The sequence below is a fragment of the Bradyrhizobium sp. GW821-FHT12B03 genome, from assembly GCF_058807535.1.
The window spans coordinates 66,683-88,859 of sequence record NZ_JBXAQU010000017.1; the positions used below are offsets into that span (position 1 = coordinate 66,683).

Annotated in this window: 21 protein-coding genes and 1 pseudogene; 11 read left to right on the forward strand and 11 right to left on the reverse strand. The window is 60.1% G+C overall.

Translation table 11 applies throughout. The features are described 5' to 3' along the window. Positions 1-134: 134 nt before the first annotated feature. Complete coding sequence (locus AC1RUR_RS27680) at positions 135-950, reverse strand: winged helix-turn-helix domain-containing protein (RefSeq protein WP_492849900.1); 816 nt, start codon at positions 948-950, stop codon at positions 135-137. A gap of 397 nt (positions 951-1,347) precedes the next feature. On the opposite strand from AC1RUR_RS27680, the gene AC1RUR_RS27685 reads away from it, so the two are divergent. Then, positions 1,348-2,196, forward strand: a complete 849-nt coding sequence (locus AC1RUR_RS27685) for an MBL fold metallo-hydrolase (RefSeq protein ID WP_492849902.1) — start codon at positions 1,348-1,350, stop codon at positions 2,194-2,196. Between the two features lie 1,257 nt (positions 2,197-3,453). Then, positions 3,454-3,588: pseudogene (locus tag AC1RUR_RS27690) on the forward strand (IS5/IS1182 family transposase); the annotation flags it as partial. A 28-nt stretch (positions 3,589-3,616) separates the two neighbouring features. On the opposite strand, the gene AC1RUR_RS27695 reads toward AC1RUR_RS27690, so the two are convergent. From AC1RUR_RS27695 to AC1RUR_RS27710, 4 genes are all read right to left on the reverse strand, one after another. Continuing rightward, complete coding sequence (locus AC1RUR_RS27695) at positions 3,617-4,501, reverse strand: aldose 1-epimerase family protein (RefSeq protein ID WP_492849904.1); 885 nt, start codon at positions 4,499-4,501, stop codon at positions 3,617-3,619. 112 nt (positions 4,502-4,613) lie between these two features. Further along, positions 4,614-4,856 carry a hypothetical protein gene (locus AC1RUR_RS27700; RefSeq protein ID WP_492849906.1) on the reverse strand — a complete coding sequence of 81 codons (243 nt, stop codon included), beginning with the start codon at positions 4,854-4,856 and terminating at the stop codon, positions 4,614-4,616. Positions 4,857-4,969: 113 nt separating this feature from the next. Next, a complete protein-coding gene (locus AC1RUR_RS27705) occupies positions 4,970-5,392 on the reverse strand; it encodes a hypothetical protein (protein ID WP_492849908.1) in 423 nt (140 codons plus the stop codon). A 112-nt stretch (positions 5,393-5,504) separates the two neighbouring features. Further along, positions 5,505-5,606 carry an RING finger protein gene (locus AC1RUR_RS27710; RefSeq protein ID WP_492849910.1) on the reverse strand — a complete coding sequence of 34 codons (102 nt, stop codon included), beginning with the start codon at positions 5,604-5,606 and terminating at the stop codon, positions 5,505-5,507. Positions 5,607-6,169: 563 nt separating this feature from the next. Here AC1RUR_RS27710 and AC1RUR_RS27715 point away from each other — a divergent pair. Beyond that, entirely contained in the window at positions 6,170-9,205 is a 3,036-nt protein-coding gene (locus tag AC1RUR_RS27715; protein WP_492849912.1) for a hypothetical protein, read from the forward strand. Positions 9,206-9,646: 441 nt separating this feature from the next. Here AC1RUR_RS27715 and AC1RUR_RS27720 read toward each other — a convergent pair whose 3' ends face one another. Then, positions 9,647-9,901, reverse strand: coding sequence for a hypothetical protein (locus AC1RUR_RS27720; RefSeq protein ID WP_492849914.1), 255 nt, complete (start codon positions 9,899-9,901; stop codon positions 9,647-9,649). Between the two features lie 244 nt (positions 9,902-10,145). Between AC1RUR_RS27720 and AC1RUR_RS27725 the strand changes: the two genes are divergently transcribed. Both AC1RUR_RS27725 and AC1RUR_RS27730 read left to right on the forward strand, forming a co-directional pair. Beyond that, complete coding sequence (locus AC1RUR_RS27725) at positions 10,146-11,186, forward strand: hypothetical protein (protein WP_492849916.1); 1,041 nt, start codon at positions 10,146-10,148, stop codon at positions 11,184-11,186. Between the two features lie 79 nt (positions 11,187-11,265). Next, positions 11,266-11,499 carry a hypothetical protein gene (locus tag AC1RUR_RS27730; protein WP_492849918.1) on the forward strand — a complete coding sequence of 78 codons (234 nt, stop codon included), beginning with the start codon at positions 11,266-11,268 and terminating at the stop codon, positions 11,497-11,499. Between the two features lie 30 nt (positions 11,500-11,529). On the opposite strand, the gene AC1RUR_RS27735 is transcribed toward AC1RUR_RS27730, so the two are convergent. Both AC1RUR_RS27735 and AC1RUR_RS27740 read right to left on the reverse strand, forming a co-directional pair. Further along, positions 11,530-11,712: a hypothetical protein gene (locus tag AC1RUR_RS27735; protein WP_492849920.1), complete on the reverse strand. Its 183-nt coding sequence runs from the start codon at positions 11,710-11,712 to the stop codon at positions 11,530-11,532. A 114-nt stretch (positions 11,713-11,826) separates the two neighbouring features. Then, positions 11,827-12,321 carry a hypothetical protein gene (locus AC1RUR_RS27740; RefSeq protein ID WP_492849922.1) on the reverse strand — a complete coding sequence of 165 codons (495 nt, stop codon included), beginning with the start codon at positions 12,319-12,321 and terminating at the stop codon, positions 11,827-11,829. Between the two features lie 238 nt (positions 12,322-12,559). Between AC1RUR_RS27740 and AC1RUR_RS27745 the strand changes: the two genes are divergently transcribed. The 3 genes from AC1RUR_RS27745 (at position 12,560) to AC1RUR_RS27755 (ending at position 15,246) form a co-directional block, all read left to right on the forward strand. After that, positions 12,560-12,697 (forward strand): hypothetical protein, encoded by a 138-nt coding sequence (locus tag AC1RUR_RS27745; protein WP_492849924.1) that lies wholly within the window; start codon positions 12,560-12,562, stop codon positions 12,695-12,697. Next, positions 12,698-14,044, forward strand: a complete 1,347-nt coding sequence (locus tag AC1RUR_RS27750) for a hypothetical protein (protein WP_492849926.1) — start codon at positions 12,698-12,700, stop codon at positions 14,042-14,044. 71 nt (positions 14,045-14,115) lie between these two features. Continuing rightward, positions 14,116-15,246 (forward strand): acyltransferase family protein, encoded by a 1,131-nt coding sequence (locus tag AC1RUR_RS27755; protein WP_492849928.1) that lies wholly within the window; start codon positions 14,116-14,118, stop codon positions 15,244-15,246. A 12-nt stretch (positions 15,247-15,258) separates the two neighbouring features. On the opposite strand, the gene AC1RUR_RS27760 is transcribed toward AC1RUR_RS27755, so the two are convergent. After that, positions 15,259-16,431 carry an acyltransferase family protein gene (locus AC1RUR_RS27760; protein WP_492849930.1) on the reverse strand — a complete coding sequence of 391 codons (1,173 nt, stop codon included), beginning with the start codon at positions 16,429-16,431 and terminating at the stop codon, positions 15,259-15,261. Positions 16,432-16,826: 395 nt separating this feature from the next. Here AC1RUR_RS27760 and AC1RUR_RS27765 point away from each other — a divergent pair, with 395 nt between their 5' ends. From AC1RUR_RS27765 to AC1RUR_RS27775, 3 genes are read left to right on the forward strand one after another with little or no spacing between them, the layout of a single operon-like run. Continuing rightward, complete coding sequence (locus tag AC1RUR_RS27765) at positions 16,827-17,570, forward strand: class I SAM-dependent methyltransferase (RefSeq protein ID WP_492849932.1); 744 nt, start codon at positions 16,827-16,829, stop codon at positions 17,568-17,570. A gap of 16 nt (positions 17,571-17,586) precedes the next feature. Next, positions 17,587-18,639, forward strand: coding sequence for an acyltransferase family protein (locus AC1RUR_RS27770; RefSeq protein ID WP_492849934.1), 1,053 nt, complete (start codon positions 17,587-17,589; stop codon positions 18,637-18,639). 28 nt (positions 18,640-18,667) lie between these two features. After that, the gene (locus AC1RUR_RS27775; RefSeq protein ID WP_492849936.1) at positions 18,668-19,738 is read left to right on the forward strand and encodes an acyltransferase family protein; all 1,071 of its coding nucleotides are present in this window, start codon (positions 18,668-18,670) and stop codon (positions 19,736-19,738) included. 13 nt (positions 19,739-19,751) lie between these two features. Here the strand turns inward: AC1RUR_RS27775 and AC1RUR_RS27780 are convergent, their stop codons facing one another. Both AC1RUR_RS27780 and AC1RUR_RS27785 read right to left on the reverse strand, forming a co-directional pair. Beyond that, positions 19,752-20,903, reverse strand: coding sequence for a glycosyltransferase family 4 protein (locus tag AC1RUR_RS27780; RefSeq protein ID WP_492849938.1), 1,152 nt, complete (start codon positions 20,901-20,903; stop codon positions 19,752-19,754). 13 nt (positions 20,904-20,916) lie between these two features. Then, complete coding sequence (locus tag AC1RUR_RS27785) at positions 20,917-22,059, reverse strand: glycosyltransferase family 4 protein (RefSeq protein ID WP_492849940.1); 1,143 nt, start codon at positions 22,057-22,059, stop codon at positions 20,917-20,919. Between the last annotated feature and the right edge of the window lie 118 nt (positions 22,060-22,177).

Consider the following 22,177-nt stretch of genomic DNA (forward strand, 5'->3'; position numbering starts at 1 on the left):
CACAATAGTTTGAGAGTCTTGTTCGCAATCTTTGCGACCGCCGCCGTGGCCACGTCCACCTTCATCGCCATCCGGCTCGTCGTCGGCTTCAGCGGCTGAAACCGCCGGCGGCGCATGGCCTTGGGCGGACGCGCCTAGAGGCGCTCGCTGAGCGCCAGCTTGTAGCCGACGCCGGTGACGGTCGCGATGACAGGCGTGCCGCTGCCGACGAGCTTGCGGCGCAGCCGCGCCACCAGCGCATCGACGGTGCGGATGTCGACTTCGGCCTGGCGGTTGCTGACGACCTCGATCAGATAGTCGCGGCTGAGCGGCCGGCCGTCGGCGCCGACGAGCGCCGCGAGCAGGTCGAACTCGGCGCGCGTCAGCAACACCGGCTTGCCGTCACTGCCGAGCAGCTCGCGCCGCGTCAGGTCGATGATCCAGTCGCCGAAGGCGATCGAATTGTGGTTGCGCGCCGCCTTTCGATCGATCGAGCGGCGCCGCAGCACGCTGCGGGCGCGCGCGAGCAGGTCGCGCAGATTGATCGGCTTGGTGACGTAATGGTCGCCGGCGATCTCGAGGCCGAGGATGCGATCGACGTCGGTGTCGCGGCGGGTCACGAAGATGATGCCCGCGTTGCTGGTCGCCTGGACTTCCTTGGCGAGCTCGAAGCCGTCGCCGTCGGGCAATTGGACGTCGAGGAAGACGAGATCGGCGCGCCCGCGCAGCGCCTGGCGGCATTCCGCGCAGGAGCCGGCACCGACCACGTCGAAATTGTTCTCGCTGAAATAGCCGACCAGCATCGTCCGCGTCACCGGATCGTCTTCGACGACGATCAGCCGCTCGCGGCCGGCGGGACGCACGTCCTGACGTGCGGAATCAGACACGATGCTGGATGTCCTGTGTGCTTGCGGCCCAACCTGAAAATTCAAGTCGTCGCGCAAGGCGCCGTCATGTGAACGACCATTCACGACTGGTTCGAGCCCCCGAAATTGCCTGCTGGAATACTAGGCGTGTTGTGCTGCCCAAACAATATTGGTCACGATCCCGACGCATTAAGTATGAATTGGCCCACAATTCTCATCCCGCGCATCATCACGCGGGCAGCGCCGCAGCGCCGGCCCGGACCGCCGATCGCGCACATGTGGCCCGGGTTCAACCGAAGGTTCGTGGCAGGAAGGCTGTCACTTCGGAAAAACGAAATATACTCCATCTTCTCCGCTCGCAACACGAAACGCCGGACCAGGGCTGATCGCGAGCGGCATGCTGAGCGGCCGCTTCCGTCCTCGGGCGGCCGATGCGGATTGCCCGCCTCGGACGACAAATCTAATGTTGATTCCGAAGGATCTGGACTCTGGAGGAGACGCGATGGAAGTCATACTGCTCGGCACCGGCGGCCCGCGCCCGGACCCGCGGCGCATGGCGACGACGACGCTGATCCGGCTCGGCGAGGAGAACATCCTGTTCGACGCAGGCCGCGGCGTCATGGTGCAGCTCGGCAAGGCCGGCGTGCCGCTTGGCGCCATCAACACGGTTTTTCTCACCCATCACCACTTCGACCACATCGGCGACCTCTACGACGTGATGCTGAATTCATGGATGCACGGCCGCAAGGACGAGCTGCGCATCTATGGGCCGCCGGATACCGAACGGCTGGTCAACACGCTGGTCACGCAGGTCTACGACAAGGACATCACCTGGCGCGACCAGGGCGAGCCGGGCTTCGGCGGCTGGAAACCTGTCGTCGCAACCGACATCATTCCAGGGCCGGTTCTCGACACCGGGCGCTGGAAGATCAGCGCCGAGCTCGTCTCCCATGGCGACGGCCTCGACATGTCGCCTGCGTTTCTCGCGCGATGGATGTGTCTCGGCTACCGCTTCGAGGCGGAGGGCAAGGTGATTGCGATCTCCGGCGACACGGTCCCCTGCCCCGGCCTGGAGCGACTGGCCGAGGGAGCCGACCTGCTGGTGCAGTGCTGCTTTCTCGCGACGCCGGAGATCAACAACGACCATCTGCGCCGGCTTGCAAGATTCACGATCGCCTGCGGCGACACGGTCGGCAAGGTCGCCGCCAAGGCCGGCGTCAAGAAGCTCGCGCTGACCCATCACCGGCCGCGCACCGACGATGCCATGCTGAATGTGCTGCTTGCGGATGTCCGGCAGGACTATTCGGGTCCCGTCGTGCTCGGCGAGGATCTCACGCGGATCGAAGTCTGAAAGCCACCGATCTCAGGACGAGCCCACCTCGATCCGGTACGACAAGCGCTCGACGGATGGTATCGACGCGCCGACAGGCGATGAAGCGCCGGCTGCACCCTACGGCGGCAATCCACGCGATCATGGCAAACCCGGCCACGCCAACAAATACGATCGCTACAACGAGATCGCCAGCTCGACGACGATCACCTTCCGCGACCGTTCGCCCTTGGGTCTTATCAAGCATTTCGTCCCTGCCTCTGAGCAAGGACGCAGCTGGTCGCGGGAGCGGCCGACAATCGGTTGGTTGGTGATATTGACCTCACCGCTCAACCTTAAAAGCTAACTCCCTCAGGGCTACCGGCTCGCTCCCCTCAGGGGAACGGTCAGCTTCCTTCGGGCAGATTTTTCTGATCGACTTAGGACCCCCTTGACCGCGATCGCCGGGAAGAGGTGGCTCGTCTTTCTTCCGCCGCACGAAGGAGAAACGTTGGCACTTCGCAAGAGGGTTGTAGAATATACGGCTTATACTTCAGGTAAGTCGCGCGTCGGCGTCTCGAGATCACCTCTCTGACACCATATCCGGCGGCAAAAGAGATCGCCGACGTGGCAAGCAATATGATTGCGCCTAACATTGGCAGCGCGCCAGAATCTGGGCTGTTGAAGATGCATTGTTGCTGCGTTGGCAACGGGCCGCGTTTCAAGACAAGTCGTCCCCTGATCGCCGTATTCACATTACGTGGGGCGGTCTCCTTCGAGTTGATGAATCTCAAGTTGCAACACTGCCATCCCCTTCGGGACCAGCCGCCCGCCGCTCCTTCAGGGCTGGCGCAGCGGAAAAGCTAGCCCCAGCGGCGGGATGTTCTATGGCCGCGCGAACGATGCAAGGGACGAAATGTTAGGGAAGGTCGAGCACAATTAGCGGTACACCAAGGCTCTTCGGGCGAACCCGGCCCCGAGCCTACAGTCCCAATCGGAAGACCGTTGGGAGCATGACCAAATTCTGCATTGCGTAGCGCCTGCTCCTTTGCGCCGCAGGACCCGCCCAAGACGTCGGCTCTTGCCGAAACATCGTCCAGGACAGCAATGCAAAGGATTGAAAACCCCACAACTGTTCTTTCCCACATGAAGAAAATTTAGATGGGAGGGGACCTGTCGATTTGACACATCTCAAGTTTTCAAATTTCAGACTTGGCCGACCCAGGAACGTCGGAGCCCGCGCAAGCCCGTGCTCGACGGCTGTCAGAGGCTCTCATTCCTTCGGTTCGGCCGCGAGGCGTCGAGCGTAACTTTGCATGGTTCGGCAGATGTCGGCGCCTCTCCAAAGATTTCGAAGGCTCTGCCGCCACCGAGCTAGCCTGGTTGCTCGCCGCCCATCTGAGGCTCCCAACTCGCCGCTTGGCCAGACCCTGAGAACGCCTACGCTTTTTGAGTTAGGCTCTCAGGACGAGCCCACCTCGATCCGGTACGACAAGCGCTCTTCCGCGTCGGCGGCGATATGCATCAGGCCCGGCTTGTCGCTGAACTCGCCGTCGAAGCCGGCCGGACTGGCATAGCCGCGCCAGGGCTCGATGCAGAGAAACGGCGCGCCCAATGGTTTCGACCAGACGCCGAGCTCGCGAAAACCGCGCCAGGACATCTTCAGCCAGGGCCCGGCGCCCTGCCTGGCCGCATAGCGGACCGATTGGCTCGCGATCCGGTCGAAGATGATGGCGTCGTCGGTGAACAAGGATTCGGACAGAGGAAGCACCGTGCCACTGACCGGACTCGGCTCCGTTGCGGCGCGCAACAAGCCGCCCTCGAGACGACGGACGGGAGATGACTCCGCATTCGCGAAGGTCAGCGCGTGGCTTTCCTTGGGCACGCCGGGCTGGAGCGGCCAGTTGAATGCGGGATGGCCGCCGAGCGACGCCGGCAATGTCTCCTTGCCGGTGTTGGCGATCGTGAGTGAGAGGTCCAGACCGGCAGCGTCGATCGCATAGGTGGCAGTCAGGCGGAACGCGAACGGATAGAGCGCGCGCGTGGTCGCGCTGTCTTCGAGCACCAGCACGCAGCGTCTCTCGCCGCGCTCCGCCCACGCAAACCGGCTATCGCGCGCAAAGCCGTGCTGGGTCATCCGGTACGTCCTGCCCCGGTGCCGCAACTCGTCATTGGCAAGGCGCCCGACGATCGGAAACAAGATCGGCGCATGGCGCGGCCAGGCTGGACCGGCCTGCCAGATGAATTCGGTGCCGGCCTCGTGCTTCAGCGAGCACAGTTCGGCGCCCTGCGCCTTGATGGTGGCAGTGAGCCCGCCAAAACGGATGCAGTGGATGTCCTCAGCCATGATGCAATCTCGCGATCTCGCGGTAGATGCGACTCGGCGCAATATGCGCCGAAAAGCCTCTCATTGTCAGCGCTATAGACGTCCTTTACCGCGCGGCGGACGACAGTTCTCGCTAGGGCTTCGAGGTGGTGTTGCCAGGCTTCGCTGTTGTGTCCCACGGCCGCTTGCCGTCGCCGTCGCGATCCCACGGCCGCGCGGATGGGCCGCTTTTCGTCTCTTCGGCTTGCTTGGCCCGGGTCGCCTTGATCTGATCGCGGGATGAGAGTTCAGGAGTGGCGGGTGCCGGGGGTGCGGGCTGCGCAGCTGAGGCGGGCACCAAGAAGACGACCGCGATGATCGCGAGATATGTTTTCATTCTCGTCAGTAGCACATCCAGGACAGGACGTCCGATTTTGTTCGTCGGCTCCGCACGACCGGGCGTCGGCCTACCGCCATCAATGCCTCCGCCACGGGCAGGCAGGCCAGCCCTTACTCGCCTTGGCTGGCGGCGCTAACCACCCGTTGCGCGTTCGGCCTGGAGATCGTGACCTCGACGGTTGAGATGCCCTCATCATGGCGATTCTTGCCGATCACGACGAGTGTGAATTTGTCGGGACCGGAGAAATCGGGACTTGCGAAATACCGAAATCCCGGCCCCACCAGAACAACCTCGCCGCCCTGCGGCTTCTGCGCAACCGTGACGCTGTGGATCTGCATCGTCGACCAGCGCAGGCCCTGGATGCAGTCGGCCCCCGGCGCGATGGTCATCGACCATTCGGCGGTGTCGCCGACGAGCTTATAGGGCTTGATGTCGCGGAAGCAGTTGGGGGTGGCGTGAGCGGGGGACGCAGGCTCTGCAACAACGCCGATCACGATCAATGCGATCGACGCGCAGATTGATTTTCGTGACATGGTTCGCCTCTCCCTCAAACTGAAGCACCAAGCATGGAGAGCGAGACTGAATGTTCAGTAACGAGACGAAAGGCATCCACAATAATGGTAAACGTTGGGTCACCCCCGGCTCTTAGGGCTCGTGTGGGTCGTTCGGCATGGTGTTGGCGTTGGACGCCCAGGCGAGAATGGCCTGGATGTTGAAATGATGGTGCATGTCACGATGCGATCCCATAATTGTGATTTCGGCGCGGGATGGGAAAGTCGGACGGCTCCGCGCTCAAGCTCGCATTGACGAGACGGCTTTTGGACGCAGCATCCGGTCACGCTCGCTGGAAGACAACCGGGGTCCAGAAGCTAATCGCCCTCGACCATATGGCGAGTGGTTTCCCCAACGCGCATTTGCGCATCGCCGAACCACGCGACAGTTGGAGCTTTCCAACGGCGTAGTGATCATTTTGTGAAGAAGAATTGCACAGTCAAACTCGATGAACGCGACGCAGGCAGCGGCTGACCAGACGTGTGACTCTCGCAATCACCTGCTTCAACGTTCATCAATGTTGGCGTTACCCCAGATCTTGCCTGCGCTGAAAGCCATTGCGCGCACCTCCGCATCGAATCGCGCCGGCGACTCCCGTGTTTATACGGTGCTTGTCGTACAACCTTGAGGCGGTGACGCAAGTCTAGGTCTTCGCCTCGAGTCGCGCAGTGCTCGCCGTTCCCGAAGAGGAACTCTCCATCAGGAAAAAACACTGCCCGCAATTTTAGTCAATCAAGAACCTGCCCTTAAAACGCGGCGTGAATGATCGCCTCCAACAACAAGCATTTCACCGAGGCGTCATGTCTTCTCAGTCATCACCGCAATTCGTCACCAAGACCGCGACATCCACGACCACGTTCATTGATTCGATCGGCGTCAACACGCATCTCGCCTTCAACAGCTCACCTTACGCTAATATCAACGGGGTGTCGGCCGCGCTGAGCTATCTCGGCATCCACAACATCCGCGACCAGCTCTACACGACGACTCTCGCCACGAACAGCTTCAACACGCTGGCCGCGCAGGGATACAAGTTCGATCTTGAGGCGACCCTCTCCAAAGACGGCACGGTGGACGTTTCCAAGTTCATCTCCGACCTCGACAGCCTGGCCAGCCGGTACCCTGGCAGCATCAAGGCGATCGAGGGGCCGAACGAGGTCAATATCTGGAAGGTGACATACAACGGCGTCACCTCGATCGCATCGGCCGCAGAGATCCAGAAGCAGATCTTCGCCGCCGTAAACTCCGACGCACTGCTCAAGGACATCTCGGTCTACAACGTGTCGATCGGGTCCACCGATACCAGCCAGTTCACCCAGCTTGGCAATCTCTCGAACTCCACCGACTACGCCAACGAGCACGCCTACGTCATGTCGACGACCAACATTTCCAATGGTCTCGACTATCTGCTCTCGTTTGCCCAGATTAGCGCGCCCGGAAAACCGACCGTCATTACGGAAGCCGGCTACACCACTCTGTCAAGCTACTGGTATAACGGCGTCAACGAAGCGGTTCAGGCAAAATACACGCTCAACACGTTGATGGACGCGTATCAGAAGGGCGTCTCGCAGACCTATCTATATGAACTTCTAGACGAACCGAATTTGGGCGCTGCCAACCCAGAGAGCGACTTCGGTCTATTCCATGCTGACGGCACGCCCAAGATAGCGGCAACCGCAATCCACAACCTGACCGAGATCCTCCAGGACAAGGGGCAATCCGCAAGCACCGCATCAGGTAGTCTGACCTATGCGCTATCCGGCGCACCGACGACGTCACATGACATGGTGTTTGCCAAAAGCAACGGCAGCGTGGACCTCGTGCTGTGGGCCGAGCCAGTGCTGTGGAACCAGAACACGCACAGCGAAGTACAAGCAACGTCGTCGCCGGTGACGGTCACATTCGGCCAAACCGAGGCTCTCGTGAAGGTCTACGATCCCATGCTGGGTACCAGCCCGATCGCGACCTATGCCAACGTCGCGAGCATTCAGGTCTCGATCTCTGATCACCCGCTGGTGATCGAGGTTACCCCGATCACCGCGGCTGCCGCCCCGGCGCCGGTTGCGAATACCAGCCAGACCTATGTTTCTGGTGTTCTGGCAAGCGAGACCACGACCTTCGCCGCCGGCTCGACCGACCTGTCGAACACCAAATCCTACACGGCTGGCGTGCTGACGCGGGAGACGGTCGTACACGCCGACAATACCAAGGACGTCTTCATCTACAACGTCAAGAATCAGAGCTACGTCAGCGAGCACGATACTTTCGATGCGAATGGAACGCTGACCGCCATGGTACGTACCCATGCCGACGGGACCTTCGCCTACAGCTACAATCTCGCGAACGACGGGACCAAGACCACCCATACCTACAATTCGGCCGGCATCATCACGTCGGACACCATCCTGAATGCAGACGGCTCGTCGGAGGCCAGATTCTACACCAACGGAACGATCGTCAACGACACAACCAAATATACATCTGGCACAATCATATCGGACTCCAAGAATTACACCAATGGAATGCTGACCAGCGAGACCGTCAAGTTCGCGATTGGATTTGAAACCAAGAACTACACGGCCGGCGTACTGACGCGTGACGATATCGTCCACGCGGACAACAGCGAAGACGTCTATCTCTACGGAATCCAGAACAAGGACTACGTCTCGGGCCACGATTTCTATAATTCGGCAAGGGTCTTGGTGTCCTCGGTTCGCACGCATGCTGACGGCTCCCTCGCCTACACGTACAATCTGGGCGCCGATGGCAGCAAGACGACCGACCAATACGACAGCACCGGCCATCTGGTCTCCGACAACGTCATCTACGCGAACGGATCGTCTGACACGAAGACCTATGTCAACGGCGTGCTAACCCGTGAGTCCATCACCTACGCCCGCGGTGCCGCCGATCTGAGCGAGGTCAAGGTCTATACCGCTGGCGTCCTGACCTCCGACACCATAGTGCACGCTGACAAGTCGAAAGACGTCTATCTATCCAACGTGCAAAACAAGAGCTACGTCGCCGAGCACGACGTCTACAATTCGGCGGGCGTCCTGACTTCGATCGTTCGTAGCCACGCTGACGGCTCGGCTGACTATACCTACAACCTCGGCTCGGACGGGACCAAGACCACCGACACCTACGATGCAGCCGGTGTCCTGACTTCGGATACCGTCGTGCGCGCTAACGGCTCGTCGGAGGTCAAGACATACACAAATGGCGCACTGACCAGCGACATCATCAAATACGCTGCCGGATCCTCCGATTTCAGCGACAGCAAGACCTACGCCTCAGGTATCCTTGTCAAGGAAACCATCATTCATGCCGACAAGAGCAAGGATGGGTTTGACTGGAACATCACCGGCAAAAGCTACGTCGCCGATCATTTCGTCTATAACTCGGCCGGCGCGCTGCTGACATCCGACCTCACCAACACCAACGGCTCACATACCCAACAGGCCTATGTGTCTGGCGTCGGCCTCACCTCGACCAAGAGCGTGGCCGACACGCTCACGGCCGCAAGTGCGGGCGGAAACAGCTTCATTTTCAAACCGAACTCAGGCAACGACACCATCGTCAACTTCCATGCCGGCAATGCCGCCAACCACGACACCATCATGATCGATAATTCGATGGTCAGCGACTTCAGCCACTTGGTCATGCAGCAGGTCGGCAAGGATACACTGATCACGCTCGACGCACACGATTCGATCTTGCTGAAGAACGTGGCGCCGACCGCCCTGACCAGCGCGGACTTCCAGTTCTTCGTCCACCATGATCTGGTAGTGTGAGCTGATCCTTGCAAAACGGGCTGGGAGCCGCGGCCGGACACGACCGCGGCTCTCGCCTTTGGGCTCCCGGCAGCGATCTGGCCTCGTGGAATCCGGCCTGCTAGAATTACGGATATGACGGGTGGCTTTTCTTTAAAATGACGGGATGAAGGATTTGCGGAAGGTGACGTTCTGCGGCGCTCTCGCGCTGCTCGTGATGACGGATGGGGCCGCCCCAACAGGCGCGCAGGCGGGACCAAGCGCCGAGGTTGCTCGGAAGTGCATGCACTTCTCCTATGTCGCCTATCCCTACCAGCGGCCCGGCGCCGTCAAGATGAGTGGGGATCGTCAATCCTATTTTAGGGATTGCATGGCCAAGGAGGGCAATGTTCCGGAACCGGCTGCCCCTCCAAAGGCGCAATAGACCGGCGCGGCCGGCGCGGCCGAAAACGGGCAACACTGTTACTTGCCGCTGTCATCCACTTTGCCGTTGTTGGCAACGCATTTGTTGAAATAGGCGGTCTGATCGCGCCCAGAGCCCTTGGCGCTGCCTGCCGCCGGATTGGCGGGCTCGCGGGGGGGGAATTGCTTGGTGGTAAGCGCCTTGCAGGTCCTCGCCAGCTCGACTGTGATCGCCAAAGCCCGGTCGGGGATTACCCCGCCGGCCAGGCAAATCAGCCCGATTATGACGGCGCCGGTCTTGCATCTGAAAACCATTGTTCCTCCCTCGCGCATGTGGCAGAGCCGACAGCGTCAACCTCCGATATCCCCCTTTTGAAAGGATCCGGCAAGGTGTCAGTCCACGATCTCCCGACGATCGTCGGAGATCAAGCAGATCGACAGCTTCGACGTCACGGGAGCAAACTTTAGGGCCATGAGTTCGAGAGACCTGCGCCCCAATGACGAGGACGAGGCAGAACCGGCTTCCAGTGAAGTCCAGTTCGCCCTCGTAATCGCGCGCATGCTCGAGACGGTAAAGACCCATCCCGAGCACATGCGGCAGGTCGTCTACGACCTCGCCCGCTACAAGCTCCAGGAGCAGTTCACCCACTCCGACGTCAAGGAGATGAAGTGGTCACAGCAGGCGCTGGAGAGCGCCATTCGAGGCGTCGAGGCGTTTTCGCAGAAGCAGGACAGCGTTCCGCCGCCGGTTACGCCGGCCCTGCCCGCGCTCGCGGTCTCGGATCAGGCCACTCCCCTGCGCGAGGTCACGATCCGGGAGCTTCCGCCGGCGCCATTCCACCCACGGATCGACATCGACCGCAGCCCTGCCACGGTCCGTCATCGGCTGTGGCCGGTCATCAGACGGACGGCTGCACTGCTGATCGTAGCGGGTCTTGCGGTGCTCGCGGTCCAGCAGCGGCAGCGGTTGGCGTCGCTGGCCGGTTACCCTCAGCGCCAGGAGCGACAGATCGCCGCTGCGCCGCCTGTGACCGCCGTGCCGGCGGCAGCGCCCACAATTCGGCCCAAACCGAACCCGCTGCGGCCGACCGACTACGGCATCTATGCCGTGGTCGACGACAAATCGCTCGCCGAACTGCAACTTCTGCCCGGCCGGGCGCCGGACATCCGGGTGGCAGTCTCGGCCGCCTTCAAAGTGCCGGACCAGGCCAGCCTACCCAACGGCCATCCGAAATTCATCGTGTTCCGCCGCGACGCCGTGACCAACATCCTCGAACGCGCCGAGGTGCGCGTCGTCGCCAAGATCGCTCGGGAGTTCTCGGCCGAGGCCAGCGGAAAGAAGCCGGAAACCGACGACGCCTGGGTGATCCGCAACGCCTCGTACCCGTTCAGGGCCTCGCCGGTCCCGGACAATCCTGAGATGTATGAGCTGCACAGCGAGGACCCCGCGCTAGAGTTGCCGCCTGGCCGCTACGCGCTGATCCTAAAGGCGCAGTCGTATTATTTCAGAGTCAACGGCGACGTCACCGACCCGCGCCAATGCATCGAGCGGATCGTGGCCGTCAGCGGCACGTTTTATACCGACTGCAAAAAGCCGTGACCTCTTCCCAACGGTCGATTTGAACCTACTTCAAGCTGAGGCGTTGGCACACGGGCCGGCTCTTCGCGAGGAGAACTCTATGAGCGTCAATCCCTATGTGATCGTTGCGGCCGCCCTCGCATGTGCCACGCCGGCACTGGCCCAGGGCGCGCAGAAGACGAACCGGTCGCAGACCACCACGATCCAATCGCGGACACCGGTGGCGACGCAGCCGAGCAACAACCCGTTCAGCAATCCGATCGGACAGGGCGTGCCGCCGGCCGCATCCGCCAATCCCAATCTGAACAGCAACCGGACTTACCCGCCGCGCTGATCGCGATCCGGTTTGGTGCGAAGAGTTGAATCAGGATAGCGCCCAGCTCCATCCGCGGCTCAGCGCAACACCGAGCGCATAGAGCCAGCCCAGCATCGCAATCGACACCATCGCGCCATAAGCGAGCGCGACGGCGCGATCCGCCCAGATCGCACCCCGCAGTTCTGTCGCCGCAGGCGCAACAAGATTGGAAGAAGAGAGCGATACGCGCATAAGCTGTCAACATTGACGGAGGGATAGACGTCGCCCGATCTGATATGATGGTGACGTCACAAATGTGACCTTCTTCACAACAAGGTCGACCTATCGCAATGAGCGCGCAAAAATTCACTGCGACGTGATATCGACCTCGATGGAGGATGTTCCACTCCTGCGCAGCGATGTTCCGGAAATCGCGATCTTGAAGGAGTCGGAACCTTGCGCATCAGGACTTGAGAAATACCGGAATGCGGGACCCTGAATTATGAGGCGCCCGAACTTCGGCGGCTCGACGATCGAGATGTTGTCGATGATGATCGTCGACCAGCGCAGGCCTTGGATGCATTCGCTGTCTGGCTTGATCCGAATCGACCAGCGGATCGTGTCGGATTGCAGCTTGAAAGGCTGCGCGTGGAGGAGGCAGATTCCTCCGGCGGAGGCGGATTGCGGGACAAACGCGAACGCGAGAGCGATCGACGTCGCGAGGCCCTTTCGAACGAGGTGATATAATCCCATCGGGGGTGTATGACCGGAGTTGGTATCAGCCTTGCGGCAAGTGAATAACAGGCGAACAACGAGGATACCTCGCCAGCTATTGCAGCCACAAGACATCGTTACAGCCACAGGAGATCATTCTTCGATCAAGATCCGGGTCCGGCACGCAGCCATTCGCCGAAAAGTCGCAACTTGAGGACGAGATTCGACCACCGGAAGCGATCGAACGGCGCGGCGCTGCTCGGATCCGAGGCATTATCTGATCGCCAAAGGAACACGCCGAGGTCGCAAATCATGCACAGCCCCGTTAAGGCTATCTTCCCAACCACTTGATCCATCTTAATAAAGTATTGAATTTTGCGGCCAAATGGCTATTCATCAATCTGTGCCGGGCTCGCTTGCTGCCCATGATCACCGCGTGATCGACGTGTTGAGACAGCAGATCGACAACGGATTTTTGGCACTGACCGATAAACGCGGTACCATGCTCTGCGCGGTGATTTGAATGCCTTTGACGCTCAAGCCGACCCAGCCGACATTCGATCGTGAGGCAATGAGCCTCGATTTCAACCGTGCGTTGGCGCCGATGGTGGCGGCTTGCCTCGGGTTCTTTCTGCAGTTCAACATCATGACCGCGAACTTCGGTCTTCCGTTCCTGAGGATCACGGACGCCTTATTGTTCCTGCTGCTTCCGGGCCTTTTCATCATGGTAGGCCTGAGCGCTACCGCACGGTACGGCTTGGCATACTTCTTCATCCTCGGTTCGGTCGTGTTGATGGCGCTCGTGCTCAAGACAGCCGTGGCAGCCGGGGACACCTATTACACTTTGATCTTCTTCCTGAGCGCGGTCTTCTCTTTCTATTTTGCGTTCATCGCGTCGGAGAATGAGAACGTCCTCGTTTATTTTTCGATCGGCACGCTCCTTGGACTCGTTCCATCATTGATCGTCCTGTTCTTGCAGGCTGGAGGCAATTCGTCCCTGCCAAGCTTCGGGCTGGGAGTGCGCCCCGAAGATCTTCCTGAGCGAGCTTCGTTGCTCGGCACGGTCAAGTTTGGTGGCATGTGGGTTCACGGAAACGAGGCAGGCCACGTCTATGCGCTGGCCCTCGCTCCGGCCCTCTACCTCGCGCTGAAATGGCGGCGCCCTATGATCTACATCGCGGCCTATGTGTGCCTCGTTGCCAGCTTCGCCGTCACCCTGAATCGCGCCGGCCTGATTGCCCCAACAATCGGGCTGATCTTCTGCTACGCCCGGCTCGGCAACTATTCGTTATATATGAAGAGCGCCGTAACCGTAGCCGTGGCCGGCGCACTCATTCTGTCCTACGCGGACATTCCCAACCTCGACACGTTCTCCGAGACGCTCCAATCGCGCTTCCTGGAGGACAGTAACACGGACAACAACGTCTCCGAACGACTGACGTCGAATCTGGCGGGTATTCAAATTGCGCTCGAAAATCCGTTCGGCATCGGCATCGAGGAGCGCGTCGTGACGATGATGCAGAAGACGAGCAGCCATCTCTTTTCCATCCACAACGGTTTTCTGTCGTTTGCCTACCAATGCAGCCTGTTTGTTCCGATCGCCTTCGTGATTTCCGGGATATATCTGTGGCGACGACGCCGAATCGTCTCACCCTTCTATTTGATCACGCTCTTGTTTGCCGCGACGTCGATGATGTTCGAGGAAGTGAGCATCAATCAGGCCTATGTCTTTGTGGTGCCTATGATCGTCGCTGCCGCGTGGATTCAGTATTATAAGTATGACGCGGAGCAACGCCGGATCAGGACCGTCCCGCTTCGCCTCGGTTTCCGTAAAGCTCGTTCAGCCGACTCTCAATTCTCCGGACGTTGAAAATCCGCGCATCCATCATATTGGGGCTTCGAATTTCGTGGGCACATCGTTGTGGAACTCCGGCGACTGACATGGATCGGAAGTCAGGCAATAAGAGCGAACGGCTCCTGGCAGTCCAGGGACTGCGGGCCATCGCCGCAACGATGATCGTCCTGCTGCACGCTCAAGAGCTGGTTCTCAACTATGCGACGGCAAACTCGCTGGCCTTCGCACCTCTGAGACACCTCCCGTGGGGCGCCGGCGTCGACCTGTTCTTCGTCATCTCCGGATTCGTCATCGTTTTCGCGTCGAGCAAGCTGTTTGCCGTGCCGGGGAGCCATTGGGAGTTCATGCGCCGCCGGCTCATTCGCATCTTGCCGCTCTACTGGACGGCATTGACCTTGCGCATTCTGGTGCTGTCCGCTGGCGCCCTCGTCGGAGCAAAGACCTTTCCCGACGTGAGCGCCATCATCGCTTCATATTTGTTCATACCCTACGATGCGATGGGCTTCGGGCCCAAGTATCCGTTCCCGATCCTCGATCTCGGGTGGACACTCAACTACGAAATGTTCTTCTACGTCCTTTTTGCGCTGTTTGTGGTGCTGCGGCGGGAACAAGCAGTATTCGCCGTGGTCTCCGTTCTGCTCGGCGGCGTCCTGATCGCCACCGTCTTCCCACCAGAGAATATCGCGCTCCATTTCTGGTTCCAGCCGATCACGCTGGAGTTCGCTCTAGGGGCGATCATCGCCCTTCTGTTCCTACGCGGCGTTACCCTGCCGTCGGTGGTCCGCTTCGCGATGATCGTAGCCGCATTGTCCTTGTGGCAGGTGCCGGTCTCATGGTTTGCTGACCTGTCAGGTCCCGGATTCTACACTTGGCCGCGACTGGGAATCTGGGGCGCTGGTGCCGTCTTGATCATCGCGGCTGCCGTGCTCGGCCCGCTCGAGTTCAAGTCGACATGGTTGCGAGCGCTAGCCGGTCTCGGCGACTCGTCTTACGCGCTCTACCTGCTGCATCCCTTCGTTTTCATTCTGATCAAGGCAGCGCTCGCCAAGATGACAGTCCCTCAGATCCTCTGCTGGCCCCTGGTCTTCCTGTGCGCGGGGCTCGCCATCACGGCGGCGGCGCTGTTCCACCGCTACGCCGAGGTTCCGGTCGTCGACTTCCTCAGAAGAGCGACGGCGACCCGAATCCGACCGACCCAGGTTGAACCGACGCGCTGACGAGGGGCGCGCTCAGGTCGCTTCCTTGCTGAACGGTTGTAGCGGGTCTTCCTGCATCACCTCAGCCGGTCTCGGCAGCATCGAATCCGCCGTCGCCTTGTGCCCGACGTTCTGCACAACCCGCCGGCGGACCACCTTGCCGATCGCAATGAAGGGCTCCTCGATCAGATTGAAGGTCAGCGCCGACATTGCGAGTGCCAGCCCAAATACAAGCAGGAGCAACAGCGCGAAATGGAGAGACCCACCCGACTTCCCGATCAACGCCATCGCAACCCAAAGTGCGATGCCGTGGAAGAGATAGAGGCCGTAGCTCACCCGCCCGACATACACGAAGGCCGACGAGGTGAGGGCACGCCAATGGAGCGCAAGCAGAAAGACGGCGAGGGCACCCACGGTCGAGAAGAACACGGACGCCGGCGACAGTAGGAGGCTATACCCACCGACTCTGAGCCGGGCGACGAAGATGAACGCAAACACGACGATGAAGGCTGTCGCGATGAAGAGGCGCGCCCGGCGCTGATCACTCCCCTGCGCCATGCGAATATTGTGGCCGACGATCATCGCGAACAAAAATGAGGCAGTATACATCAAATCTGCGGCAGGCTTTGCATATCTGATCGCCGGCATGGCGATCAGCACGCAGCTCAAGAATATGATGCCCCCACCCGCAAGCACTGCGACATACTGCATACGCGCGGCGCTATGCAGCGCTCCTACCACGAACAGCAGGGCGCAGAGGATATAGAAGAAATGCTCGATCAACAGCGTCCAGTAGGGATAGAGGATATTCTCGAACCCGAGCAGCATCTGAAACATGGTGGCGTTGGCGAGCACCATCGCGAAACTCGGCAGCTTCATTCCGAGTAACGCCATCACCGCGATGGCGAGAACGATTGAGAACCAGTAGAGCGGATACAGCCGAAACAACCGGCCGATCGCGAAACTCACGAGAGGTTTCGGCTGATTGGCAATGCTGCTGGGAATCAGGAAGCCGCTGATGAAGAAGAACAGGATGACGCCGAACCGACCAAAATTGAAGTCGTTGACGAACAGATAGGCAAACGGCGAAGCAATCGTCGCATTGGGGTTATTGAGAGGACTGAATTCGAGACAGTGCTGAACGACAACCGCCATCGCGGCGATTCCCCGGAGCCCATCGATAGTCCGATATCTGTCGATCTCCATGCACCCGTCCATTCAAACGCTTAGAAATATTCGTGTCGACACGCGCTCTGCGCCGTCGGCACGAAGAACCTCAGTATTCCCGACTATATTTGATCCCAAGCAGATCTTCCTACCTCTTATTGCGCGCCCCCTGCACAGAAATTGACCGCCTCGATTCCTGACTGGTCTTAACCTTACTTCCGGCACGATCGCCTGATGAAACTGGAGCAAGCATTAAGGGTCATGCAACTTCCAACTTGCGGTCATCCAGCGTGGCTAGCAAAGATGGTGGGATATCGGACCACTGGGGGCTGCGACATCTGATCCAATATGCCTGAGGCCGTTTTGCCCTAAGTCTTTAGTGCAACCGCGCCGACAGTCACGAGATGAATAATTCAGGGATGGAAGGAATTATTATGAGTGATAGGCAATGGCAACAATGGGGCAAGGAAGATCCCTATTACGGAGTCTATTCCGAAGATCGCTTCAACCGCAACCGGATCAGCGACCATCGCGATGAATTCTTCGCGACGGGCGAGAAGATGGTCAGCGTCCTTCTCGACCGCGCCAGTCGTTATTTTGGCCCTGTTCCGACCCGGAGCGCGCTCGAATTCGGCTCCGGCGTCGGCCGCATGACGATTCCGCTGGCACGCCGCTTCGACGACGTCGTGGGACTCGATATCTCGACCGGCATGATTGCGGAAGCGACAGAAAACTGTAAGAAATTCGGGATCCCGAATGCGACTTTCCTGATCTCCGATGACGAGCTTTCCCGCGTGACCGGCACGTTCGACCTAGTGTTGAGCTACATCGTACTGCAACACGTTGTGCCCGAGCGCGGATTGCCTATCATCGATCGCCTGCTGGCGCACGTGTCGACGGGCGGCGTCGCCGTCCTCCAAGCGAGCGTCAAGCGACCGGAGATCGGACTCCCTGCCAAGCTTCGCTACTACATCCGACACGAACTACCCTGGATCAGGGCCACGCTCAACGTGCTCCGCGGCAAGCCGTGGTCGACGCTCTCTATGCGCATGTCGGAATATGATCCCGTCGAGATTCTACGACTCTACCGGAAGAATGGCATGAGCGATGTTGTCGTCACCGAACACTATCAGGGCGATGTCCTGACCTATCATTTCATGGCGAAGAAACTATCATGAAGGCTCTGATTTCACGATGATCCGGAACTTGCAGGCGCTGCGCGCGGTCGCGGCGTATATGGTTGTCGTTTATCATTTTCTCGGACAACAGGTCTCGCAGCTCTATCCTAGCACCAGGATGCTGAGCTTCGGCGCCGCCGGGGTTGACATCTTCTTCGTCATCAGCGGCTTCATCATGGTAGTGACCACCATGAAACGGGAAGCGACACCGTCCGAGTTCTTGTCGCATCGGATCGCGCGGATTGGTCCGGTCTACTGGGTTGTCACGCTGCTGCTGTTCTCGATGACCCTGTGCGGCTTCAAGCCGGTCGGAATTATGCGAATGGAACCGGATTGGCTCGCCAAGTCTCTGCTGTTCATTCCGTTCGACCGTGACGGCCGTGTCGAGCCGATCATCTCGGTCGGATGGACGCTGAACTACGAGATGTTCTTCTACGTTCTGTTCGCGACTTCCCTGTTTGTGAGGCAGGCGCTAGCGCGCACGCTGTTGTTATGCGCGATCATGGCAGCGCTCGTCATCATGCCGCTTTTCGTCGAGGTCGGCCTGTTCGGCACGTTCTACACGATGCCCATAATCCTCGAATTCGCCTACGGCTGCGCCCTCGGCTACGTCTTCACACGGGTGCCAACCGCGAAGCTCGGAAGTCCGGCGCCGTTCTATGCGGCAATTGCGCTTGGCGGCCTCATCATCATACTCGCGCAGATCTTCCATCAAGGTTCAGAGCCGGAGCTTACCGGCTTTACCCGACCGTTCGTATGGGGCACCGCCGGGCTCCTGATCGTTGCGGGCGCGGTGTTTCTGGAGCGCATCGGGCGAGTGGTCCGCTATGACTGGTTGGTTGAACTCGGCAACGCCAGCTATTCGATTTACCTGATCCATGCGCTGCTGCTACACGCGGCCTCCAAGACGTCGAAAATGTTGTTGCCTCTCGGCTTTGCATCCCTGGGCTTCAATCTCGTGGTCGCGGTGATCGGATCGGCCGTCGTCGGGCTGTTCCTCTATCGCACGGTGGAGCTGCCGGCGAACCTCTGGCTACGAACACGTCTTCGGCCGCTTCACGCCACGTGACCGGGGCGACAATCACGAGGCTTGGTGGATGGTGCTGACCAACATTCAGGTTCTGCGCGGCATCGCCGCGATGCTTGTGGTCTGGGTGCACGCGCAAATGATCATGACGACGACGCTGCTTCCGACGTCGCTGCGGCAGACCGGTTACGGCGGCGTCGATCTGTTCTTCGTTATCAGCGGCTTCATCATCGTCCACTCGACATCGGGCAGCAACGACTGGACGGCATTCGCCAGGCGCAGGTTCCTCCGCGTGGCGCCGCTCTACTACGTCTTCACGCTGATTGCCGCGCTGATCTGCTATTGGCGCCCATCAGTTTTCAACCTGACCGACATCGATGCTGCGATGATCGCAAAGTCGCTTGCCTTCATCCCCTTCGAGATCGCAAGGAACAGCATCTACCCGGTATATCCGCTGGGATGGACGTTGAACTACGAGATGTTCTTCTACGCGCTGTTTGTGCCGATGCTGATGCTGAGCGCGGTCAGAATGCGAGTTGCGGTCGCCACCGGCATCCTGCTTGCTCTTGCCATGGTCGGCTTAATGCTCCATGGTCCGACGGACGCGGGTCTCGTTGCCTATTTCTACACCCGGCCCGTCATTCTGGATTTCGTTCTCGGAATGATCATCGCCTCGATCTGGCGACACTTCCCAACCAGGACGCCCGCGCCCTATTACGCTCTCCTCGTCGCCGGGGTCGCCGGACTGATATGGTCGGGCCGGATCCTTCCGTCCGTGACCGTCGCTGTCTTTCCCTGGAGCGGAACCACGCTGAGATACGGTCTGCCGTCCGCATTGATCGTGGCCGGCATGGTTGGCCTGGAAGCCTGCGGCCGTAGGGTAGACAATCGGCCCCTGAAGCTATTGGGGGACGCCAGCTATTCAATCTACCTGTCCCACTTTCTGCTGGTTCTCCCTCTCCTGTCTGCCCCGCCCGAGGTCCTGAGCGGCGACCTAACGACCTTCGCAGTGGGGTTGGTCGCGATGGCTGCGGCTCCCGCCTTCGGCATCCTGATCTACCGCACCGTCGAACGTCCACTCGCCGGCGATTTTCGTTTCGTCGCGCGGAAGCCGCCTGTCGTCTCAGAGCGGGCAGGCTAGGCGTCCTGTCAAATTAGACGACCTCATCCAGCACGTTCGCCATATCGCGACAGGTCTGCTCGATATGGAAGCGCTGGGCTGCCGAGGAGCGGCCCAGCGCTGCGAGACGGCCGGCGAACGCGGGCTCGGACAGCATGCTCTGCACGGCACTCGCGAGGGCAGCAGGATCATTGGGCGGAACCAGCAGGCCGGTTTCGCCGTCGGTCACAATTTCGTTGACACCGCCCCCACTAGTTGCAATCACCGGTCTTCCTGAAAGCATTCCTTCTACTACAACGCGCCCAAACGGCTCAGCGTGGGTCGAGGTATGCAGAACGATATCCACGCCGGCCATGATGGTTGCTACGTCGTTCTGGAACCCTGCGAAGTGAACTCGCTTCGATACTCCCTCCGCCTCGGCCAGCCGATGCAATTCGGCGGCATACGCATCCTCGCCGAACAGCGCACTACCGACGATCAGGGCCTGGACGCCAGGAAGGCTCTTCAGCGCCTTCAGGAGCACGTGCTGGCCCTTCCAGGGCGTCAGGCGACCAAATAGCCCAACTACCGGCGCGCCGCTCAGACCAAAGCGCTGGCGCAGCGTGCTTCCTGCCTCGGGGCTGGCCTGCGGATGAGCAGCAGGATCGAAACCACAATAGACAACGCGGACGCGGTCACCCTTGCCGCCGGCTGCGATGAAGGCTTCCGCGCTGGCCTTCGAGTTTGCCACGACACGGCTCGCAAACAGATTCGCAAACAGCACTGCGGCACGCCGCGTGTTGGCGCTAAACGCGGGATCGGTGATGATGTCGTGCAGCACCCAAACCAGCGGCCGGCGCACGATCCGGCTCGCCAGCGCCGATACGAACAGCGCCTTCTGCGAGTTTGCGCAGATCACGCGGTAGCCGCTCGCCGCGCGCGCCAGCGACCGTGCAAGCGAGACCACACCTCCGACTGCCCCGATCAACTTCAGCGCGGATGCCTCCCGCCGGATGCCGGACAGCGCCGCGCCAGCCGACAACACGATGGGCTGCCGCCCGAGCGAGGCAAGTTCGCGTTCGGCGGGCCCCCCAGTGAAGAAGCAGCCGTTCCACCCGTTGGGTCCGTGCGCGATGATATCGAGCATGAACAGCTCGGCACCGCCTTTTTCTGCGGTCTGGCTGACGAACAGCGCGTCTGTCTTCATGTCGGGACACGCTTCATATCAGGCCGGCAACAACAGGCCCGGACCTCGGCTGACCGCGCCTGGACAAGGCGCGGCGAAACACGTCCTCGTACTGGCGCGCGGCTTTGTCCCAGGAAAAGCGTTGGAGGTTCTCGATGCCGCTCCGCACCAGTTGTTCCCTTATGTCCTGTTCCGCGATCACGGTGCGCAACGCATCGACTAACATCTGCGGATCCTCCGGATTGAAAGTCAGCGCCCCCTTCCCGGCAATTTCGGGGGTTGCGGACCGGTCGGCGCAGACCACCGGACAACGCTCGCCCTGGGCCTCCAGGATCGGCAGGCAAAAACCTTCGTAAAGAGATGGTACGCAAAGGCAGGACGCGCCGCGGTAGAGCGCCGCCAGACGTCGGTCGTCGATGCCGGTCAGCCGAACGAGCCGAAGCTTCGAGCCTGCGTCCGCGAGCGTTTGCGCAATCGCTTCGCCGGGGTCGCTACCGACGTGAACCAACGCAATGTCGGGAAACGCCTCGTGCAGCGCTGCCATAGCCTTGGCGAGCACCTTGAAATTCTTGTTCAGCGTGGCATTCCCGACGGCAAGCACGTAACGCCCCGCGATCTCAGTCCCAACGTCCTCATGCGAGGACGCCGTCAGGGTCGCGGCAGAATGAACCGTGGTGACGCGGTCGGCGCTCGAGGGGTAACAGGCCACTAGGTCATGCTTCGTCGCATCCGACACCGTCACGATTTCATCGTGATTGCCCAGCATAAGACGATAGATGATGTCTGTGGTGAATGCCTCCCTGCGACTTACCTGTTCCGGCAGCACGCGGAAGTAGAGATCATGTACAATCATGACGCGTGCACGTCCGCCGGTCGGTGCGGCGAATGGATCGATGTTCACGAGAAGATCAATCCCCATCCGACGGCACAAGAGTGGCATGAGCAACGTCTGGAGAAACACATCTAGGACCATGATCGAGGGACGCTTGATAGTAACGACGTCGAGATCGGCCGTTCTCAACGACGCCGGAAGATCCGCCCGCTCCCATGGAGATCGCAGGACATAGTTAAATTCACGATTTCGGAGCAGCGCCTCAATCAGGCAAAACGCCATCCGAGCCACGCCGGACGGTTTCCCCCCAAATTGACTCGGCATATTGAGCAGCACACGAGTCATCGAGAGCCAGAACAGTCAGTCATACAATGATGCAGGGATCACCCATTCAGGTTAAGTATAGTGGCAGTAAACGCCTTGATAGTCTAGCCTTAATCGCAATGCACGCATGTCAACACTG

Coding starts and splice junctions, on each gene's coding strand:
- AC1RUR_RS27685 (WP_492849902.1), top strand. CDS start 1,348: ATGGAAGTCATACTGCTCGGCACCGGCGGCCCGCGCCCGGACCCGCGG.
- AC1RUR_RS27695 (WP_492849904.1), bottom strand. CDS start 4,501: ATGGCTGAGGACATCCACTGCATCCGTTTTGGCGGGCTCACTGCCACC.
- AC1RUR_RS27700 (WP_492849906.1), bottom strand. CDS start 4,856: ATGAAAACATATCTCGCGATCATCGCGGTCGTCTTCTTGGTGCCCGCC.
- AC1RUR_RS27705 (WP_492849908.1), bottom strand. CDS start 5,392: ATGTCACGAAAATCAATCTGCGCGTCGATCGCATTGATCGTGATCGGC.
- AC1RUR_RS27710 (WP_492849910.1), bottom strand. CDS start 5,606: ATGGGATCGCATCGTGACATGCACCATCATTTCAACATCCAGGCCATT.
- AC1RUR_RS27720 (WP_492849914.1), bottom strand. CDS start 9,901: ATGGTTTTCAGATGCAAGACCGGCGCCGTCATAATCGGGCTGATTTGC.
- AC1RUR_RS27725 (WP_492849916.1), top strand. CDS start 10,146: ATGCTCGAGACGGTAAAGACCCATCCCGAGCACATGCGGCAGGTCGTC.
- AC1RUR_RS27730 (WP_492849918.1), top strand. CDS start 11,266: ATGAGCGTCAATCCCTATGTGATCGTTGCGGCCGCCCTCGCATGTGCC.
- AC1RUR_RS27735 (WP_492849920.1), bottom strand. CDS start 11,712: ATGCGCGTATCGCTCTCTTCTTCCAATCTTGTTGCGCCTGCGGCGACA.
- AC1RUR_RS27745 (WP_492849924.1), top strand. CDS start 12,560: ATGGCTATTCATCAATCTGTGCCGGGCTCGCTTGCTGCCCATGATCAC.
- AC1RUR_RS27750 (WP_492849926.1), top strand. CDS start 12,698: ATGCCTTTGACGCTCAAGCCGACCCAGCCGACATTCGATCGTGAGGCA.
- AC1RUR_RS27755 (WP_492849928.1), top strand. CDS start 14,116: ATGGATCGGAAGTCAGGCAATAAGAGCGAACGGCTCCTGGCAGTCCAG.
- AC1RUR_RS27760 (WP_492849930.1), bottom strand. CDS start 16,431: ATGGAGATCGACAGATATCGGACTATCGATGGGCTCCGGGGAATCGCC.
- AC1RUR_RS27765 (WP_492849932.1), top strand. CDS start 16,827: ATGAGTGATAGGCAATGGCAACAATGGGGCAAGGAAGATCCCTATTAC.
- AC1RUR_RS27770 (WP_492849934.1), top strand. CDS start 17,587: ATGATCCGGAACTTGCAGGCGCTGCGCGCGGTCGCGGCGTATATGGTT.
- AC1RUR_RS27775 (WP_492849936.1), top strand. CDS start 18,668: ATGGTGCTGACCAACATTCAGGTTCTGCGCGGCATCGCCGCGATGCTT.
- AC1RUR_RS27780 (WP_492849938.1), bottom strand. CDS start 20,903: ATGAAGACAGACGCGCTGTTCGTCAGCCAGACCGCAGAAAAAGGCGGT.
- AC1RUR_RS27785 (WP_492849940.1), bottom strand. CDS start 22,059: ATGACTCGTGTGCTGCTCAATATGCCGAGTCAATTTGGGGGGAAACCG.